General features: G+C 69.5%; 21 protein-coding genes. 19 read left to right on the top strand and 2 right to left on the bottom strand.

Annotated features, from left to right (window positions below; all coding sequences use genetic code 11):
• The first annotated feature begins 63 nt into the window (after nucleotides 1–63).
• From QMG73_RS13225 to QMG73_RS13170, 12 genes are all read left to right on the top strand, one after another.
• Complete coding sequence (locus QMG73_RS13225) at nucleotides 64–795, top strand: hypothetical protein (RefSeq protein ID WP_281895153.1); 732 nt, start codon at nucleotides 64–66, stop codon at nucleotides 793–795.
• A 29-nt stretch (nucleotides 796–824) separates the two neighbouring features.
• On the top strand, nucleotides 825–1,886 hold the full coding sequence (locus tag QMG73_RS13220; protein ID WP_281895151.1) for a major capsid protein: 1,062 nt from the start codon (nucleotides 825–827) through the stop codon (nucleotides 1,884–1,886).
• Complete coding sequence (locus tag QMG73_RS13215) at nucleotides 1,886–2,263, top strand: hypothetical protein (RefSeq protein WP_281895149.1); 378 nt, start codon at nucleotides 1,886–1,888, stop codon at nucleotides 2,261–2,263. Before QMG73_RS13220 ends, QMG73_RS13215 begins: the two co-directional genes overlap by 1 nt.
• Nucleotides 2,260–2,847 (top strand): hypothetical protein, encoded by a 588-nt coding sequence (locus QMG73_RS13210; RefSeq protein WP_281895147.1) that lies wholly within the window; start codon nucleotides 2,260–2,262, stop codon nucleotides 2,845–2,847. The genes QMG73_RS13215 and QMG73_RS13210 overlap by 4 nt, the downstream gene beginning before the upstream one ends.
• A gap of 71 nt (nucleotides 2,848–2,918) precedes the next feature.
• A complete protein-coding gene (locus QMG73_RS13205) occupies nucleotides 2,919–4,022 on the top strand; it encodes a hypothetical protein (RefSeq protein ID WP_281895144.1) in 1,104 nt (367 codons plus the stop codon).
• Nucleotides 4,015–4,719, top strand: coding sequence for a hypothetical protein (locus QMG73_RS13200; protein ID WP_281895141.1), 705 nt, complete (start codon nucleotides 4,015–4,017; stop codon nucleotides 4,717–4,719). Before QMG73_RS13205 ends, QMG73_RS13200 begins: the two co-directional genes overlap by 8 nt.
• On the top strand, nucleotides 4,719–5,063 hold the full coding sequence (locus QMG73_RS13195) for a hypothetical protein (protein WP_281895139.1): 345 nt from the start codon (nucleotides 4,719–4,721) through the stop codon (nucleotides 5,061–5,063). The genes QMG73_RS13200 and QMG73_RS13195 overlap by 1 nt, the downstream gene beginning before the upstream one ends.
• A 10-nt stretch (nucleotides 5,064–5,073) precedes the next feature.
• A complete protein-coding gene (locus QMG73_RS13190; protein ID WP_281895138.1) occupies nucleotides 5,074–5,430 on the top strand; it encodes a hypothetical protein in 357 nt (118 codons plus the stop codon).
• Nucleotides 5,431–5,433: 3 nt separating this feature from the next.
• Nucleotides 5,434–5,880: a minor capsid protein gene (locus tag QMG73_RS13185; protein ID WP_281895135.1), complete on the top strand. Its 447-nt coding sequence runs from the start codon at nucleotides 5,434–5,436 to the stop codon at nucleotides 5,878–5,880.
• A gap of 12 nt (nucleotides 5,881–5,892) precedes the next feature.
• Entirely contained in the window at nucleotides 5,893–6,645 is a 753-nt protein-coding gene (locus tag QMG73_RS13180) for a phage tail tube protein (protein ID WP_281895134.1), read from the top strand.
• The gene (locus QMG73_RS13175; RefSeq protein WP_281895133.1) at nucleotides 6,645–7,202 is read left to right on the top strand and encodes a DUF7426 family protein; all 558 of its coding nucleotides are present in this window, start codon (nucleotides 6,645–6,647) and stop codon (nucleotides 7,200–7,202) included. Before QMG73_RS13180 ends, QMG73_RS13175 begins: the two co-directional genes overlap by 1 nt.
• Entirely contained in the window at nucleotides 7,199–7,387 is a 189-nt protein-coding gene (locus tag QMG73_RS13170) for a hypothetical protein (RefSeq protein WP_281895376.1), read from the top strand. The genes QMG73_RS13175 and QMG73_RS13170 overlap by 4 nt, the downstream gene beginning before the upstream one ends.
• Here the strand turns inward: QMG73_RS13170 and QMG73_RS13165 are convergent.
• On the bottom strand, nucleotides 7,381–7,803 hold the full coding sequence (locus tag QMG73_RS13165; RefSeq protein ID WP_281895131.1) for a hypothetical protein: 423 nt from the start codon (nucleotides 7,801–7,803) through the stop codon (nucleotides 7,381–7,383). The genes QMG73_RS13170 and QMG73_RS13165 overlap by 7 nt on opposite strands.
• A gap of 90 nt (nucleotides 7,804–7,893) precedes the next feature.
• Here QMG73_RS13165 and QMG73_RS13160 point away from each other — a divergent pair, with 90 nt between their 5' ends.
• Genes QMG73_RS13160 through QMG73_RS13140 form a run of 5 tightly spaced genes read left to right on the top strand, consistent with a single transcriptional unit; the run spans nucleotide 7,894 to nucleotide 13,559 of the window.
• Nucleotides 7,894–9,927, top strand: coding sequence for a phage tail tape measure protein (locus QMG73_RS13160; RefSeq protein WP_281895128.1), 2,034 nt, complete (start codon nucleotides 7,894–7,896; stop codon nucleotides 9,925–9,927).
• Between the two features lie 11 nt (nucleotides 9,928–9,938).
• Nucleotides 9,939–11,858, top strand: a complete 1,920-nt coding sequence (locus QMG73_RS13155) for a hypothetical protein (protein WP_281895126.1) — start codon at nucleotides 9,939–9,941, stop codon at nucleotides 11,856–11,858.
• Nucleotides 11,859–11,868: 10 nt separating this feature from the next.
• A complete protein-coding gene (locus QMG73_RS13150) occupies nucleotides 11,869–12,426 on the top strand; it encodes a hypothetical protein (RefSeq protein WP_281895125.1) in 558 nt (185 codons plus the stop codon).
• 10 nt (nucleotides 12,427–12,436) lie between these two features.
• Nucleotides 12,437–13,216, top strand: a complete 780-nt coding sequence (locus tag QMG73_RS13145) for a hypothetical protein (protein WP_281895123.1) — start codon at nucleotides 12,437–12,439, stop codon at nucleotides 13,214–13,216.
• A 1-nt stretch (nucleotide 13,217) separates the two neighbouring features.
• The gene (locus QMG73_RS13140) at nucleotides 13,218–13,559 is read left to right on the top strand and encodes a hypothetical protein (RefSeq protein WP_281895121.1); all 342 of its coding nucleotides are present in this window, start codon (nucleotides 13,218–13,220) and stop codon (nucleotides 13,557–13,559) included.
• On the opposite strand, the gene QMG73_RS13135 is transcribed toward QMG73_RS13140, so the two are convergent.
• Nucleotides 13,556–13,810, bottom strand: coding sequence for a hypothetical protein (locus tag QMG73_RS13135; RefSeq protein WP_281895119.1), 255 nt, complete (start codon nucleotides 13,808–13,810; stop codon nucleotides 13,556–13,558). The two genes, QMG73_RS13140 and QMG73_RS13135, sit on opposite strands and share 4 nt — an antisense overlap.
• A 49-nt stretch (nucleotides 13,811–13,859) precedes the next feature.
• Between QMG73_RS13135 and QMG73_RS13130 the strand changes: the two genes are divergently transcribed.
• Entirely contained in the window at nucleotides 13,860–14,138 is a 279-nt protein-coding gene (locus tag QMG73_RS13130) for a hypothetical protein (protein ID WP_281895117.1), read from the top strand.
• 289 nt (nucleotides 14,139–14,427) lie between these two features.
• Nucleotides 14,428–14,865 (top strand): hypothetical protein, encoded by a 438-nt coding sequence (locus QMG73_RS13125; RefSeq protein ID WP_281895115.1) that lies wholly within the window; start codon nucleotides 14,428–14,430, stop codon nucleotides 14,863–14,865.
• Nucleotides 14,866–14,999 lie beyond the last annotated feature (134 nt).

Below are 14,999 nucleotides of genomic sequence, written 5' to 3'. Positions count from 1 at the left end.
TCTGCTCCCACCGGCAAGGCCGGCTGGGTCAACCCTGAGCACCCTCAAGGAGGGCACCTCACCATGCACAAAACCCGTACACGCACCATCGCCGCAGCTTGCGCCCTGTCCGGCATCCCCAGCATCCGTGCACCACGCGGCGGCTGGCGACGGGACGCCCCCGGCGACACCGGCGACCCCAACCCCCAGGGCGGGGGCCCCGGTACCGGCGACACCGACCCCGGCAAGGCCGGCGACGGAGACGACCCGGCCAAGAAACCCAAGCTGGACGGCGACCTCGACCCCGACCGTGCAATGCGGGACCTCGGCAAGGCCCGAGACGACGCCAAGCGCGAGAAGGAGCTGCGCCAGAAGGCAGAGCAGGACCAGCAGGCCAAGCTCGACGCGGTCCTCATCGCGCTCGGGCTGAAGCCGGACCCGAAGACCGACCCGGCCGCCACCGCGGCGAAGGTCGCCAAGGAGCTGACCGACGCCCAGGCCAAGATCAGCGAACTGTCCATCGAGAACGCGCTTTTCAAACTCGCAGGCAAGGCCGGCGGCGACGTCGACGCGCTCCAGGACAGCCGCGGCTTCATGAAGACCCTGGCCGAGCTCGACCCGACGGCCACCGACTTCGAGAAGAGCGTCACGGCCGCGATCAAGGACGCGATCAAGGCCAACCCCAAGCTCGCCGCGACTGCTCCCCAGGGTGGCCAAGGGCCGGCCCGCCAGGGAGCGGACCACACCGGCAGCGGAGGCGGCGGCAAGCAACGCCCATCCTCGCTCGGCGCGGCACTCGCCGCCGCCAGCGGCTAACACTCACCAACCAGGACAGGAGTAGCCGAATGGCTATCACTCTCGCCCAGGCCCAGGTGAACGTGCAGGACGACGTCGCCTTCGCGGTGATCGACCACCTGCGCCGGTACTCCTGGCTCCTGGACCGAATCGTCTGGGACGACGTCGTCAACCCAACCGGCGGCGCCACCCTCACCTACGGCTACACCCGACTGACCACGCCCCGCGGTGCAGCATTCCGTGCTCTGAACACGGAGTACACGCCCGGGCAGGCGCAGCGTCAGCGGTACACCGTGGACCTCAAGCCCCTCGGCGGCGCGTTCAACATCGACCGGGTCCTGCGGAACCTCGGCCAGGCGTCCACCAATGAGGCCACGTTCCAGATGCAGCAGCTGCTCACCGGCACTCAGCAGAAGGTGCAGGAGGAGCTGATCAACGGCGACGTCGCGGTCGACGTGCTCGGCTTCGACGGTCTGGACAAGAGCCTGACCGGCACCGAGACCGAGTACGACCCGCTCGACAACGGCGTCAGCGCCGGGTACCTCGACTGGACTGCCAGCACGGTGATCACGCAGGCGCTCGCGATGGCGGCCCTGGACCGCCTCGACGAGATGCTGTCCCTGATCACCCCGTCGAAGACCGGCGGCGGTGACCTCGGCGTCCCGGGTGCGCTCCCGCCCGGCGAGAAGGCCATCCTCGGCAACAACAAGAGCGTGACCCGCATCCGTGCGCTGGCGCGCTGGGCCGGCATGTACACGGCCGACAAGGACGACCTGGGGCGCCGCATCGAGCGGTACGGCGACTGGGTCCTGGTCGACCTCGGCAACGGGCAGACCGGCTCCAGCCCGATCGTGCCGATCTACTCGGCGGACGCGGACGAGGCCGGCGGCGGCGGCACGATCACCGGGCTGACCGACCTCTATGCGGCGACGTTCGGCATGGACGCGCTGCACGGCGCGGCTGTGTCCAACAAGCCGCTCGTCGAGACGTACCTGCCGCGGCAGGACGAGCCCGGCGCGGTCAAGACCTACGAGGTCGAGATGGGCCCCGTGGCCATGGTGCTGAAGAGCACCAAGAGCTGCGGCGTGCTCCGGAAGGTCAAGGTGCAGTGATGCGGTACAAGATCACAGCCCCGGTTGCGGGGTACACCGGTCTGGTCGCTGGCGTCGCGTTCGCCGACGGCTCCGCGACGATCGACACCGCGGAAGAGAAGCACCGTCGTGCGCTCGCCTACTTCGAGCGCAAGAGGTACGGCATCGAGCAGCTCGGCATCGAGGAGCCCGACATCGAGGAGCCCGACGCCGACCCGCCCGCCGAGGAGAAGCCGACCGAGGTGCCGACGCGCGGCTCGTCCAAGGCCGACTGGGTCACCTACGTGACGTCCGAGGCCGCCGGCGAGAAGCGTCTCGCCCAGGCCGACGCCGACGCCAAGACCCGCGACCAGCTCGCCGAGCTCGTGCTCGGCCCGAAGGGAGGCGAGCCGGCATGACGGTACTCGGCCGCTACTACGAGGGACCGCTCGCCGACGCTGCGGCCCTTGACCTGGCATTCAACGCCCTTCCTGGCATCAGCCAGGGAGCGTTCGTCAGGTCGAACATCCCGGCCTGGGCGTGTACGTCCGACCTGGCCGCCACCGCTTCCGGGGTGGCCATCGGCACCCGCATCTGGCTCCGCAAGGGCGACCTGGTCACCAACCTGGCGTTCGTCGCGGGCAACACCGCCGAGAACGGGCCGACCCACCGAGCGCACGCGCTGTACGACCCGGACGGCGCGCTCCTGGCCCAGTCCGCCGACATCACGAACACGGCGTGGGCGGTCAACACCAAGAAGCAGCTTGCCCTCGCGACGCCGCAGGTGATCGAGGAAGACGGCTGGTACATCGTCGCCACCACGACGACGGCCACCACCACGGTCAACACGCTGCTGGGGTGCGCGCCGATCGTCACTGCCTCGGCCGCGGTGGGCGGCAGGGCGCTGGGCTTCACGTTCGGCACCGGGCTGGACGGGGTGTTCCCGGCCGCTACGGGGACGCAGACCGGGGTCGCTAAGTGCCCCATCGCGATCGTCTCCTGACCTTCTGATCGTGCCCGGCCGCCACCCACCCCGGCGGCCGGGCACCCCTCACCACATGCCGGGGAGGTGCCATGGCTGCGGACGGCTACGCCGACACCAGCGACCCCACGAAGCTCGACCTCGCCGGCGGCACCATGACCGGCCCTCTCGTCCTCGAGGACGGCTCCCCAGCCGCATCCGAGGAGTACGTGGCCAACAACGGCGGCGGGGGCGGAACGCCGTCGACGACTGTGGTCTCCGAAACGACCTACGGCCAGGCTGCCTCCGCCGGAAACGCCACCGCCTACTCGCGTGGCAACCACACACACGGCACACCGGTGCTGCCGAACGCTGCTCAGGTCGGCGCCGATGCTGCCGGCACTGCGGCCGCCGCGGTGGTGGCGCACGCGGGGGCCAGCGATCCACACGGCGACCGCGCATACGCCGACGCCGCAGTGACCACGCACAACGCGGACAGCACCAGCGTGCACGGCATCGCCGACACCAGCACGCTGGAGACCCAGGCCGGCGCGACGTCGAAGGCGAACGCCGCCCAGGCCGCCGCTATCGCCGCCTCAGCGCAGCGTGCGAGCAACCTCTCTGACCTGGCCAGCGCGAGCACCTCGCGCACCAACCTCGGCCTCGGCGACTCCGCCACCCGCGCAGTCGGGACGGCTGCCGGCACCGTGGCCGCTGGCGACCACACCCACGAAGGCGGAGGCGGCTCCACGGTCGTCATCCGGCGCAAGCGGATCACCTCGGGCAACGTGGCCGGCTCCAACACCAGCGGGAACTTCGTGGTCTGCAACAACGGCACCGAGGACCTGGCGGTGGTCATCCCGGCTGCGGTCGACGACGTGATCCAGGTATCCGCGCGGTTCATGGCCATCGTGGGCGGCGGCATCGCGCTGGACCTCGCGGCACTGGGCGCCGCCAACGCCATCGTCGAGTACGGCTCGACGAACGGCGCGGCACCGGACTTCGACGGCGAGCCGGGCTGGTACACGGACAACACCTACCTTCGTTCGCCCGGCTCGGCGATCTTCAAAGTCACCGCGCCCATGCTCGTGTCCGGCGACGCGAAGATCGCCCTGGTGCGTCGAGGCACAGGCGGTGCCGGGCAGGTCTACGCGGACACCAACTACAGCTTCCGCATACACGCGATCAACTTCGGGGCGGTGGACTTCGATGACTAGCGTGGTGCAGGGCCGCACCGTCACCCTCGTCGCGCGGATGCGCGCCTACCCTGATGGGCCACTCGTCGACGTGACCGGGCTGACCATCACCATCACCCCGATCGCCGGCGGCGCCGCGGTCGTCGGACCGACCTCGGTAGGTATCACGCACCCGGGCACCGGCACCTACGGCTACCCGTGGGCCACCCCAGACGCACTGCCTAAGGGCGACTACCTCGCCGCCTGGGCGGGAACCTACCTCGGCGACCCGGTCACGGCCGACGAGGTCGTTACCGTGCTGGCCAGGCCGGCTGCAGGCGCATACGCCTCGGTCGACGACCTGGAGGACTGGCTGGGGTCGACGCCCGCGAACGCAGCGCTGCTGCTCGTACGGGCGAGCAGGGACGTCAACCGGGCGCTTCTCTGCGCGGTGTACGAGGTCGACGACGACGGCCTGCCGACCTCCGACGCGTACCTGGAGGCGCTGCGGATGGCGACCCTGGAACAGGTCGCCGGCAACCTCGGTGCGGGCAACACCTCAGGTCTGGGTCGGACGTCCGGCGGCTTTACGCTCGGCCGGCTCTCCGTGCAGCGCGCGACGGGAGGCAGCGACGCCGCCTCGCCGGTCAAGATCGGCGCGCTGTGGGAGCAAGCCTGGAACGTGCTCCAGCAGGCTGGCCTGACCGGCGATGGCCCCTCCGAGCCGGGCTACTGCTGATGGACTGGGCAGCCTTCCTGGCCGAGAACATCCCGGAGCCGCACACCATCACCGGCGAGGCGTACGAGGGCAGCGGCGCCTACGGGGACACCTACGCGGCACCCGTCGACGTCGAGGGCTGCGTCATCGAGCACACCCGCCGCCGCGTCCAGGTACAGACCCAGGATGCCGCCGGTGGTGTGGTGATCTCGTCGACCACGGTGTACGCGCCGCCTGCGACGGTCCTGCCGGTCGGCTCCCGGGTCACCCTGCCAACCGGGGCGGTCACCAAGGTCCTCGCAGCGTCCTACCAGGACCCGCACGGGCACCCGCTGCCCGCGCACTGGGAGCTGGCCCTGGAGTGAGGTGACCGCCATGGCCGACGAAGACTTCGTCCTCGAATGGCACGGCGACGAGATCCTCGCGGCGCTGAAAGGCGCCAGCTTCGAGGGCCTGGAGCTGGCCGGCGAACACCTGCTCCAGGTCTCGTCCGACCTGGCGCCGCACGAGGAGGGCGAACTCGAGCGCTCCGGCGACATCTCCAAGGACGAGGCCGACGGCGCGGTCGCCGTCTACTTTGACCGCCCGTATGCCGCCGTGCAGCACGAGGACCTGACCTTCCGCCACGACGAGGGCAAGCAAGCCAAGTACCTGGAGGAGCCGATGGGCACCGAGGCGGACACCATGATCGCACTCATCGCGGAGGCGGCTGGCGAGCCGCTGGAGGGCTGACCGGTGGCCGGGGAAGGCTGGACCAGCCTCCTGCTCGTTGGCATCGCCCAGCGCCTTCACACGGCCGGCATCGGCACCTGGCGGGCCACCGGCGCTTACATGGTCAACGAGACGGCCATCGTGATCCGGGCGATCCCGCAGACGCCCAACCTGCTGATCACCCTCGCCCCGTATCCAGTCGGTACCGCGCTACGCGGGATGCAGGACCACACCAGCGCCATCCAGATCCGGGTACGCGGCACCGAGGACCCCCGCGTGTGTGACGACCTGGCCGACGCGATCTTCGATGACCTCGACTCGCTCGGCCGGGCCACGCTCAACACCGTCGCGGTCGTGGACATGTGGAGGCAGTCCTACACCTCGCTCGGCCAGGACGCCCAGAACCGTTGGGAGCGCAGCGAGAACTACTACGTCGAGGCCATGAGGGCCACCACCAACCGCACCGACTGAAAGCGAGGCGTCATGGCGACGACCCCAACTACCCGCGTGACCGACCTCGCGCGGGAGTACCGCATCGACATCGACACCGCGACGTTCCCCGCCGTGGCCTACAACCAGCTCATGGGCATCGAAGATGCCAAGCTGATCGAGGAACTCCGCACTGAGGAAGACGAGAACTACGAGGACGACGGCGCCGGGCGGGAGACCAATACCGGCTACAAGTGGCGGATCGAAGGCAAGCTCGCCTACTCCACCAACCTCGCCGGCACCCTTCTCGACCCCATCCACGCCTTTCTGCGCACCCAGTTCAAGAAGCACCGCACGATGCGGGTCGAGCAGGCCGAGTTCGGCGTCCGCTTCTACCACCGCAGCGGCATCGACTCCGGCCACGATTCCGAGGGCAGGGTCTTTGTTAAGACGTGGACTCCGCCGGGCGGCAAGGGCCGCAACGTCGTCGACGTCGTCCTCCAGGGCCAAGGCGCCCTCGCCGACATCGTCAACCCGCTGGCCAACCTAGACCCGGTCGTCACCGGCCTGGACCCGGCGACCGGCGCGGCAGCGGGCGGGAACCTGGTCAACATCTACGGCCAGCACTTCACCGACGCCACCGACGTCGACTTCGGTGTCGCCGCCGCGGTGTTCGAGGTCGTCAACGACGGCCACATCGTCGCTGTCGCCCCGGCTGTCGCCGCCTCCACGGTCAACGTCTCCGTCACCACCGCCGAGGGCACCTCGGCGACCGGCGGCACCGCCGACAACTACGTGTACGTCTGATGGGCGCCGTACTCGGCGACCTCGACGAGTACTTCTCCCCCGGGCTCACGCTCACCGTCCGGGGGCAGAAGTACGTCGTCCCGCTTCCGAACGCGGAACTGGGGTTGTGGTGCCAGCGGATGGCGCGCGCTGCCGGCGCCATCTCTGCTGCGGACACCGAGCAGGAGATGGCTGCGGCCGTCGCTCGGGTGAACGCGCTGCCGGAGTTGGAGGGTGACCTGACTCTCCAGCAGCGGGTACTCGGGACCGCGTACGACGAGATGATGGCCGACGACGTGCCGCACCACTTCGTGGAGTTCTGCGGCGCCACGGCCTACATCTGGATCATCGGGGGCGAGGAGGCTGCCACGCGTTATTGGCAGGCTGGTGGCCGCCCGGAAGCAATGCGCCCGACGAACCGGCAGGAGCGTCGGGCGGCAGCGAAGAAGGCGACTGGCGGGAGCCGTACGGCCGCGGCCGCCGCGACCCGGTCTCGGGCCTCTACGAGTGGTACGAGTACCCCGAGGAAGTCCGCCGCAGCCAAGAAGGCAGCCCCGTCACGTGGGAAGCCGTCCTGACCCTCTGGGCGGATGTAGAGGCCGACCTGCACCAGGTATACGGGGTTGACGTCGAGGACCGGGCGCTGATGAAGGCCCGGTCCTGGCGGTGGCTGAAGACCCGCATCCTGGGCCTGCTCACCACGGACTGCCGGGTGTACCGGGCACTCGCCCCGAAGGCAGGCGACGAGCCGCAGGATCAGTAGCTGGGGCAGATGTACTTGCGCACCGCAGCGAGGATCTTCGTCGCCTTGGCCTTGCCGAAACCGGCTGAGTGGCCGGGAGCGGTGAACCGCTTGTTGGTCAGGTCGACCAGCTTCGCCTCGTCGTCCGGATGTTCCTTCACCGAGCCGCATTGGTTGCGGCCGCGGTCGACGGCCTTCTCCTCGTCATCGCCCACGATCGCGGGGTCGATCTTCCGGAGCGCGGCGATGTAGGCGGTCCAGGCCTTCGCCTCCGGCGCGGGCGGGATGCCAGCTGCGGCGAGCGCTGCCGACATGTCGACCGCTGGTGCTGTGGTCGCTGGCGGCTCGTCGGCCTTGTCTTCGCCGGCGCCGCCGGCTCCGCAGCCGAGTGCGAACACTGCCGCGGCTGCGGCGACCCACGCGTGTCGTGCCCTCACACCGGCCTCCTGTCGTCGCCTGTGACTTGGCGCACGCTATCGGGCTGCGTCAAGACCGGCTGTCACCCATCCGTCACCGAGGAGGTGGCTATGTCGCTCGTGCTCGGCGAGCTGTCCACCATCCTCAAGGCCGACGACCGGCCGATGGAGCAGGGGCTCAAGCGCGGCGAGGGCAGGTTGCGGGACGCCAAGGGCCGCTACGTCAAGATCGCCAAGGACACCGGCGAAGCGACGGGCGAGGCGACCGGCGGTGGCTTCCTGGGCAAGCTCGGGCCGCTACTCAAGGGTGGCGCCGTCGCGGCCGCCACCGCCGCAGCCCTCGCGCTCGGCGTGGCCTTCGTCCAGGCCCTCGACGTCGAGCGCGCTCAGGACAAGCTGGCCGCCCAGCTCGGCGGCTCCAACCCGGAGTGGTCGGCCGAGCTCGGCGAGATCGCCGGCAACCTCTACGCCGACGCCTACGGCGAAAGCATGGGCGCGGTCACCGAGGCCATCCGCGCGGTGATGCAGGCCGGCGCCGTCATGGAGGACGAGTCTTCGGAGCAGATCGAGGCCGTCACCGCGAAGGCAATGGATCTTGCGACGGCCTTCGACGAGGAGGTCGGCGAGACCGCCCGCGCCGTCGGCCAGATGATCCGCAACGGGCTCGCCAAGGACGCCGCCGAGGCCCTCGACATCCTGACCAGGGGGTTCCAGGAGACAGGCGACCCGGCAGACGACCTGCTCGACACGGTCACCGAGTACTCGACCAAGTTCCGGGACCTGGGTCTGTCCGGTGCGCAGGCGATGGGGCTGCTGACGCAGGGGCTGCGGGCCGGTGCGCGTGACACAGACTATGTCGCGGACGCGCTCAAAGAGTTCGCGATCCGGGCGATCGACGGCTCGGAGTCCACAAAGGCGGGCTTCGATGCTATCGGGCTGTCGGCCAGCAAGATGGCCGCGATCTTCGCACGGGGCGGGCCGGGTGCGGCGAAGGCGCTCGACCTGGTGCTTGACCGGCTGCGCGCCATCAAGGACCCGGCCGAGCGGGATGCCGCCGCGGTGGCGCTCTTTGGCACCAAAGCGGAAGACCTCGGTGACGCCCTCTACGCCTTGGACCCGTCCGAGGCTGTTGCGATGCTCGGCCAGGTCGGTGGCGCGGCCGACCGGATGGGCGAGACCCTTAACGACAACGCCGCGACGCGTATCGAGTCATTCAAGCGGAAGGCGATGGGGCAGCTCACCGAGCTGGCCGGCGGCGCGATCGGCCTCTTTCAGCAGGTCGCTGACGATCCGGACACCCAGGAGTTCCTGGGCAAGGCATCGGCTTTCATCGACCAGCGGGTCGTCCCGGCGCTGCGCACGCTGTGGTCGTGGATCCAGGAGAAGGTCATCCCGGTCCTGCGGCAGATCCGCGAGGACGCGCTCGACCGGCTGATCAGCGCCTGGCAGGGCGTCGAGGAGAAGGTCGACGAAAACCGCGAGCAGCTGGAGCAGTTCGGCGCGGTCGTGAAGGCTGTGGCCGAGTGGGTGATCGCGAACCTGCTGCCCGTTCTCTACATGCTCTACACCGAGGTCTTCGCGCGGCTGATCGACGGGATCGGCTTCGTGATCGAGTGGATCTCGTTCTGGGTCGATGCGTTCGGCAAGGTGAAGGGCGCTGTGACTGGGGTGGCGTCCTGGGTCGGCGACAAGATCGAGTGGATCGTGACCAAGGCCAACGGGCTGAAGAAGCGCCTCTCGTTCTCGGGTCTATTCGACGGGATCAAGTCGGCGCTGAAGTCGGCGCTCAACTGGGTGATCACCAGGTGGAACAACCTGAGCTTCAGCATCCCGAGCGTGTCCATCCCGGGCATCGGCAGCGTAGGCGGCGGGACGATCTCCACGCCGAACATTCCGATGCTGGCCAAGGGCGGCAACATCCTGCGCGAGGGCCTGGCCGTCGTCGGCGACGCCGGACCTGAGCTCGTCCGCCTCGGCCGCGGCGCCCAGGTCCAGCCCCTCGCCAGCGGCTCCGCGATGGCGGGCCTGGTTGGGGTGCTGCGGATCATCCTCCAGTGGCCTGACGGGCGGGTCATCAAGGACCAGCTCGTCGACGCCGCCAGCCTGCGCGGGCAGGACGTCGGCCCGTACCTCGGCATCGCGTAAGGAGGCGCCTGGTGGCCGATCCCGACATTACGGTCCGGGTCGCTCTCGACAGCGACCCGGATGACCCAGCCCCGGTCTGGACCAGCCTCAACGACCGGCTCCACTACGGCGAGGGCGGCCGGGAGATCGTGGTCGAGATCGGCCGACAGGACGAGCGCGCGGAGATCCAACCGACCGAGCAAGCCTGGGCGGTCCGCAACAACGACAACCGCTTCACACCGCGCAACCCGGGCAGCGACCTGTACGAGAAGTGGGAGCAGGGCCGCCGCTGCCAGGTCCGGGAAACCGTCGACGGCGACACCTTCGACCTCGGCACAGGGTTCCTGACGATCCCGGACATGCCCATCGTCGACCCGAACTCGCAGCAGGCCGTGACGGTGACGGCGGTCGACTGGATCGGCCGGTTGGAGTCGGCGGCGCCGTTCGAGGGCACCCTTGCCGAGCACATCCGCACCGAGGGTGGCGAGTTGGCCGAGTGGTTTCCGTTCACTGACCCGTACCCGCACATGTCCACGCTTAGCGATGCAACCGTCCGCCGGGTAGTCAACGGTTTCGATCTGTCAGTGGTAGCTGAGCCCGCCGACTTGATCCGCGCGCAAGACGCTGATGGACCCCCCGGAGACGACCAGCGTTACGCACGGTGGGACGTCGTATCAGACGGCACAGCACCGCTAGCTCGCGCGTACCTGCTCGCGCCGGTCAGTATCCCTGTTGGTGCCACAGACACCGTCGCGATCTCGGTGTGGGTGCAGTCTCGCCCCGACCCGGATGGGTGGGTGCCGAACTCGATCCTTGTGACACTCAGGGCGCCTGCTGACGATGTATTCATCTGGATCGAGGACGATCAGCTCACCGGCGTGGGGGTCGACTCGTCTATTGCGTCCGTCCCTGGTGGCCAGGTCAGCGGCAGCCGGAAGATCGAGCTCGACGAGTGGCGGCTGGTGACCGGAAGGGTCAACTGCGCCACGGGAGCTGTCGACTTGTGGTGTGGGACGGACATGGTGGCGTCCGGCACTATCACGGCGCCCGGGGCGCACACGGTCACCGAGATGGGCATCGGCCTCGGCTGGATCGGCGCGATCGGCCACGTGCAGGTCCGGGTCGGCGACACCTCGACGATGACGTACACGGACCATGTCGCCCAGCACCGGCACGGGTACCGCGGGCTGGAGCGGCAGACGGTGGCTGAGCGGCTCGTCACGCTGGGCGGGTACGCAGGTATTCCATCGACGGAGCTGGACGTGTCGGCCGCGGCGTCGACGCCTCTCCAGGTTGCTCGCTTGGCGGGGGCTAACCCAGCGGATGCCTTCCGCGCGACGGCGCGCGCAGGGCAGGACACGCTGATCACCTCTGGCGACGGAAAGATCACGGTGGTGCCGAGGTCGCAGCGGTACAACCAGGCCGTTGCCCTTGAGATCCCGTTCGGGTGGATCGGATACCGCGGTCTGCGCTATCGCCCAGACCCACCAGTCACGGACGTCGTGGTGACCCGGACGGGCGGCGGCGTTGCCCGCCGGATCGACCGCATCAAGCGCTCCCGGTACGGCGTGCGCGGCCTCACGGTGGACCTGGACAGTGCGATCGACTCCGACCCCGGCAACCTCGCGGGGTGGCTCCTGGCCGCGCTGAGCCAGATGCGGACCCGCTGTCCGAGCATTGTGATCCGGATGCTGCGCCGGAGCTTCGCCGAGCGGAAAGCCTTGCTCGGGCTAAAGGTGGGCGACCGGATCGAGATCACGGACCTACCGGACGGCTCGCCGGAGGACGTGCCGCACCTGCTCGTCCAGGGCATTCGGCACACGATCGGGCCCGGCAGGCGGCGCTTGATCCAGTTCAATACATCGCCGCTCTTGGGCCCTGAGCCAGGCGTACCGCCGCCGTGCCCCATGGTCGGCGACCTTGTCTCCGCCGACGCGATCATCGCCTACTGAGGGGGTCTCGATGCCTGCCGTACCCGAGACCAAGGCGACGTGGACCAACGACGTCGACGCCCTCGACAGCACCAACCTGAACGCTTACCTGCGCGATCCTGTCCGCTTCCTCATGCGGAAGCCCAGCGCCATGCTGCGGCAGGCCACCAACCAGGCGATCGCCAACAACACGTGGACCGCGCTCACCTTCGGGGTTGAGGACTGGGACGACGACCCGGATGGCGTCGGCGGGCACTCCACATCGAGCAACACCTCGCGGTACACAGCGCGGTATCCGGGGATCTACTTGCTCGGTGGCGGTGTCGGATGGGCGGCCAGCAACGCTGGGGTACGCGGTAGCAGATGGGCGAGGAACGGCACCGCGCTCAACGGCTCCAGCACGCTGGAGCCGCCGACCGCCAGCGGCACCGCCTACTACGCGGCCCGCGCCATCAGGGTCGAGCTGGACGAGGGCGACTTCGTCGAGCTGTTCGCCTTCCAGAACAGTGGCGGCTCGCTGTCCACCACCGTGGCCACGTCCGAGCAGCCGTCGATGGCGGTGGACTGGGACCGGCTCATCGTCGCGTAAGGAGGCAGTCATGGCGTGGTATCTGGCTCCCGCGCTCGCGGTGGGCAGGTCGGAGGTCAACCAGCGTTGGCCCACCCGCAGCAAGGAATCCGACGGCACGATCGGAGACGCCGCCCACCAGGCGACCCAGTCCGACCACAACCCGAACTCACGGGGGTCGGTCGACGCCTGGGATATGGACAAGGACGGCGTCGACGTCTGGGCCGTGATCGGGGCGTTCGAGCGCCACCCCTCGTCGCATTACTGGATCTACAACCGGCAGATCGCCGACAAGGACGACGGCTGGCAGCGGCGCGCGTACCACGGCGACAACCCGCACACCCAGCACGTGCATTTCAGCATCCGCCAGTCGGCGACGGCGGAGCAGGACACCAGGCCGTGGGGCCTGCTCGACCAGGAGGAGGGATTCATGGCCGGAATACCGGAGCCCGACCAGAGGGCGCTCATCTGGCGCATCGAGGGGATCACCGCCGGCCGGCTCGCCGTCGCCGGCGGACCGACCCGCGGCGAGCCCGTCGTGATCAACCAGCGGATCGTCGCCATCGAGCAGAAGGTGAACGCCCTCACCACCGCGGTGGCGGCGGTCGACGAGGAGGTCGCCGCGCGGCTGCGGGCCGAGTTCGAGCAGATCGACGCTGCCAGCGACGAGCTGCTCCTGGCGGTGCGGGACGTCGACGAGCAGGTGGTGCAGGCGCTGCAGGCCGACAGCGTGGAGGAGACGGCTGCGCTGCTGCGTGCTGCGCTCGGCGATCGCGCGGCCGCCGTCGGCCAGCTCCTGGCGGCAGGCTGAGGTGGACTGGCTGCTCGGCGCCGCTGGCGCGATCGTGGTCCTCGGCGGAGCCATCGTGCTGATCGGGAAGGCCAGCCGGTGGGTGTTGCGCCGAGCCCGCCAGCTCGGCCACCTCCTCGATGACGTCCTCGGCGAGCCAGAGCGAGAGGGCCAGCCGGCCCGGCCGTCCCTGATGGCCCGGGTCGCCAGCATCGAGCAGAAGCAGGGCGAGCAGGCGGCCACGTCCCGCGCGCTCGATCGGCGGGTGGCGGGAATCGAGCGCGAGCTGCGGCCGAATGGTGGCAGCTCGGTGAAGGATCAGATCACGGCGATCGTCCAGGCCACCGGCGCAGACGCGAACTAGCGGTCTGGCCGCCGGTAGGTGTCGGTGATGTCCTGCCACTCCTGATCGCCCGGCGCGGTGGCCTTCAGCCGGTCCACCATGTACGCCACCGCGTCTTCCGCGCCCTCACCGCCGGCGCCGTACGGGATGACGTCGCCCTCGGGGCCGCCGATGCGCGCTGTGACGTGCCATTGGTCGCCGTCGCGGTCGACCCAGATGTCGAGCCGCGCCCTGCCCCACTTCCCATTCCAGAGCCGGCTGACCATGTCCATCCCCGCAGCATCCATCGAACACGCGTTCGAAGTCAAGGAGGAGTGAGTCATGCACCAAAGCTCCAGCTCACCGGCCACATCCACACAGAGTCGGCACCCGTGGCGCGCCACGGTACGCACGATCTTCGCGGCTACGGTCGGCGGGATCTCCCTCGTACCCACGATCGCGGCCACGGCCGGGATCGACACTGTCCCGGCCATCGGGCAGGTCGTCATCGTCTCGGCCGCCGTCACCCGCGTGCTCGCGCTGCCGGGCGTCGACGCCTGGCTCCGCACGTACCTGCCGTGGCTGGCGTCGGCGCCGCAGCCGCCCCAGCTCATCCGCTGACCGACGCCCATCCGCCCCGCGCACACAGAAGAGCGCCCCCGCTGCCCTCATGGGCGGCGGGGGCGCTTTTTGCGTCCCAGGCTGTTCGGGTCAGCTCTGGCTACGCTCTCGGTGCGGCGGATTGATCGGCGCCCCCTTGACCGGCTTCGCTGGCGGCTCGTGGCGTTCCTTGCCCTTCTCCTGCCTGGCCTGCTCGTCCCTTGGAAGCTGATCGCCCACCGCTCGTTCCTTCCGTTCGCAGCTGGTCAACAAGGCGCTGGATAACAGCCAGCGTCGCCACCGTGTTGCGGTGCTCCGCTCCGGCTCGCTGCCAGTCACCTGTCCCGACCGCGTGGCCGTGCTGGAAGGAGTGCTCGCCCAGCGCAATAGCTGCGCCGAGCAGCTCGTCATCGGTGGCCACGACGGCGGCGATCAGCTCAGGGTTCGCCTCGGGTCCGTCGGTCAAGGCCGGGTCCACTCGATGAACCTCTCGTACAGCTGCGTAGACGTGGTGGCGGCGGGCAGGTCGCCGGCCGCGTGGCCGAGCTGGACGGCCATGTACACCGCCAAGTCGGTCCGACGCGGGCCGTACTGCTCGCTGAGCTGGATGCGGGCGGGCGAGCATGGCCAGTCCTTTCCGCAGCAGCTGCAATCCCAGCTGGGTCGTTGCGGGGTGTGCTGGTCCGTCGCGGTCGTCGTCACCCGTACCACCACGGTGTCGGCGCTCGGTGCTCTTGGCCGAGCGTGAGCAGGGGGTTTCGTCGGTAGTAGGTGACCTGCTCGTTTACGCGGGCCACGCCGCGCGCCGGGTGGGCGACAAGCTCAGCTCTGCCGGGTGCGTCGTACACCATCTCGCCGCCGGTTCGTCGGGCAAACCATCGC

Origin of the sequence: Phytohabitans aurantiacus (assembly GCF_027923225.1) — a bacterium.
Lineage (GTDB): Bacteria > Actinomycetota > Actinomycetes > Mycobacteriales > Micromonosporaceae > Phytohabitans > Phytohabitans aurantiacus.
This window is presented reverse-complemented; position numbering and strand designations above follow the sequence as displayed.

Coding starts and splice junctions, on each gene's coding strand:
- QMG73_RS13175 (WP_281895133.1), top strand. CDS start 6,645: ATGGGCGCCGTACTCGGCGACCTCGACGAGTACTTCTCCCCCGGGCTC.
- QMG73_RS13135 (WP_281895119.1), bottom strand. CDS start 13,810: ATGGACATGGTCAGCCGGCTCTGGAATGGGAAGTGGGGCAGGGCGCGG.
- QMG73_RS13225 (WP_281895153.1), top strand. CDS start 64: ATGCACAAAACCCGTACACGCACCATCGCCGCAGCTTGCGCCCTGTCC.
- QMG73_RS13200 (WP_281895141.1), top strand. CDS start 4,015: ATGACTAGCGTGGTGCAGGGCCGCACCGTCACCCTCGTCGCGCGGATG.
- QMG73_RS13145 (WP_281895123.1), top strand. CDS start 12,437: ATGGCGTGGTATCTGGCTCCCGCGCTCGCGGTGGGCAGGTCGGAGGTC.
- QMG73_RS13130 (WP_281895117.1), top strand. CDS start 13,860: ATGCACCAAAGCTCCAGCTCACCGGCCACATCCACACAGAGTCGGCAC.
- QMG73_RS13160 (WP_281895128.1), top strand. CDS start 7,894: ATGTCGCTCGTGCTCGGCGAGCTGTCCACCATCCTCAAGGCCGACGAC.
- QMG73_RS13220 (WP_281895151.1), top strand. CDS start 825: ATGGCTATCACTCTCGCCCAGGCCCAGGTGAACGTGCAGGACGACGTC.
- QMG73_RS13205 (WP_281895144.1), top strand. CDS start 2,919: ATGGCTGCGGACGGCTACGCCGACACCAGCGACCCCACGAAGCTCGAC.
- QMG73_RS13215 (WP_281895149.1), top strand. CDS start 1,886: ATGCGGTACAAGATCACAGCCCCGGTTGCGGGGTACACCGGTCTGGTC.
- QMG73_RS13190 (WP_281895138.1), top strand. CDS start 5,074: ATGGCCGACGAAGACTTCGTCCTCGAATGGCACGGCGACGAGATCCTC.
- QMG73_RS13150 (WP_281895125.1), top strand. CDS start 11,869: ATGCCTGCCGTACCCGAGACCAAGGCGACGTGGACCAACGACGTCGAC.
- QMG73_RS13195 (WP_281895139.1), top strand. CDS start 4,719: ATGGACTGGGCAGCCTTCCTGGCCGAGAACATCCCGGAGCCGCACACC.
- QMG73_RS13180 (WP_281895134.1), top strand. CDS start 5,893: ATGGCGACGACCCCAACTACCCGCGTGACCGACCTCGCGCGGGAGTAC.
- QMG73_RS13210 (WP_281895147.1), top strand. CDS start 2,260: ATGACGGTACTCGGCCGCTACTACGAGGGACCGCTCGCCGACGCTGCG.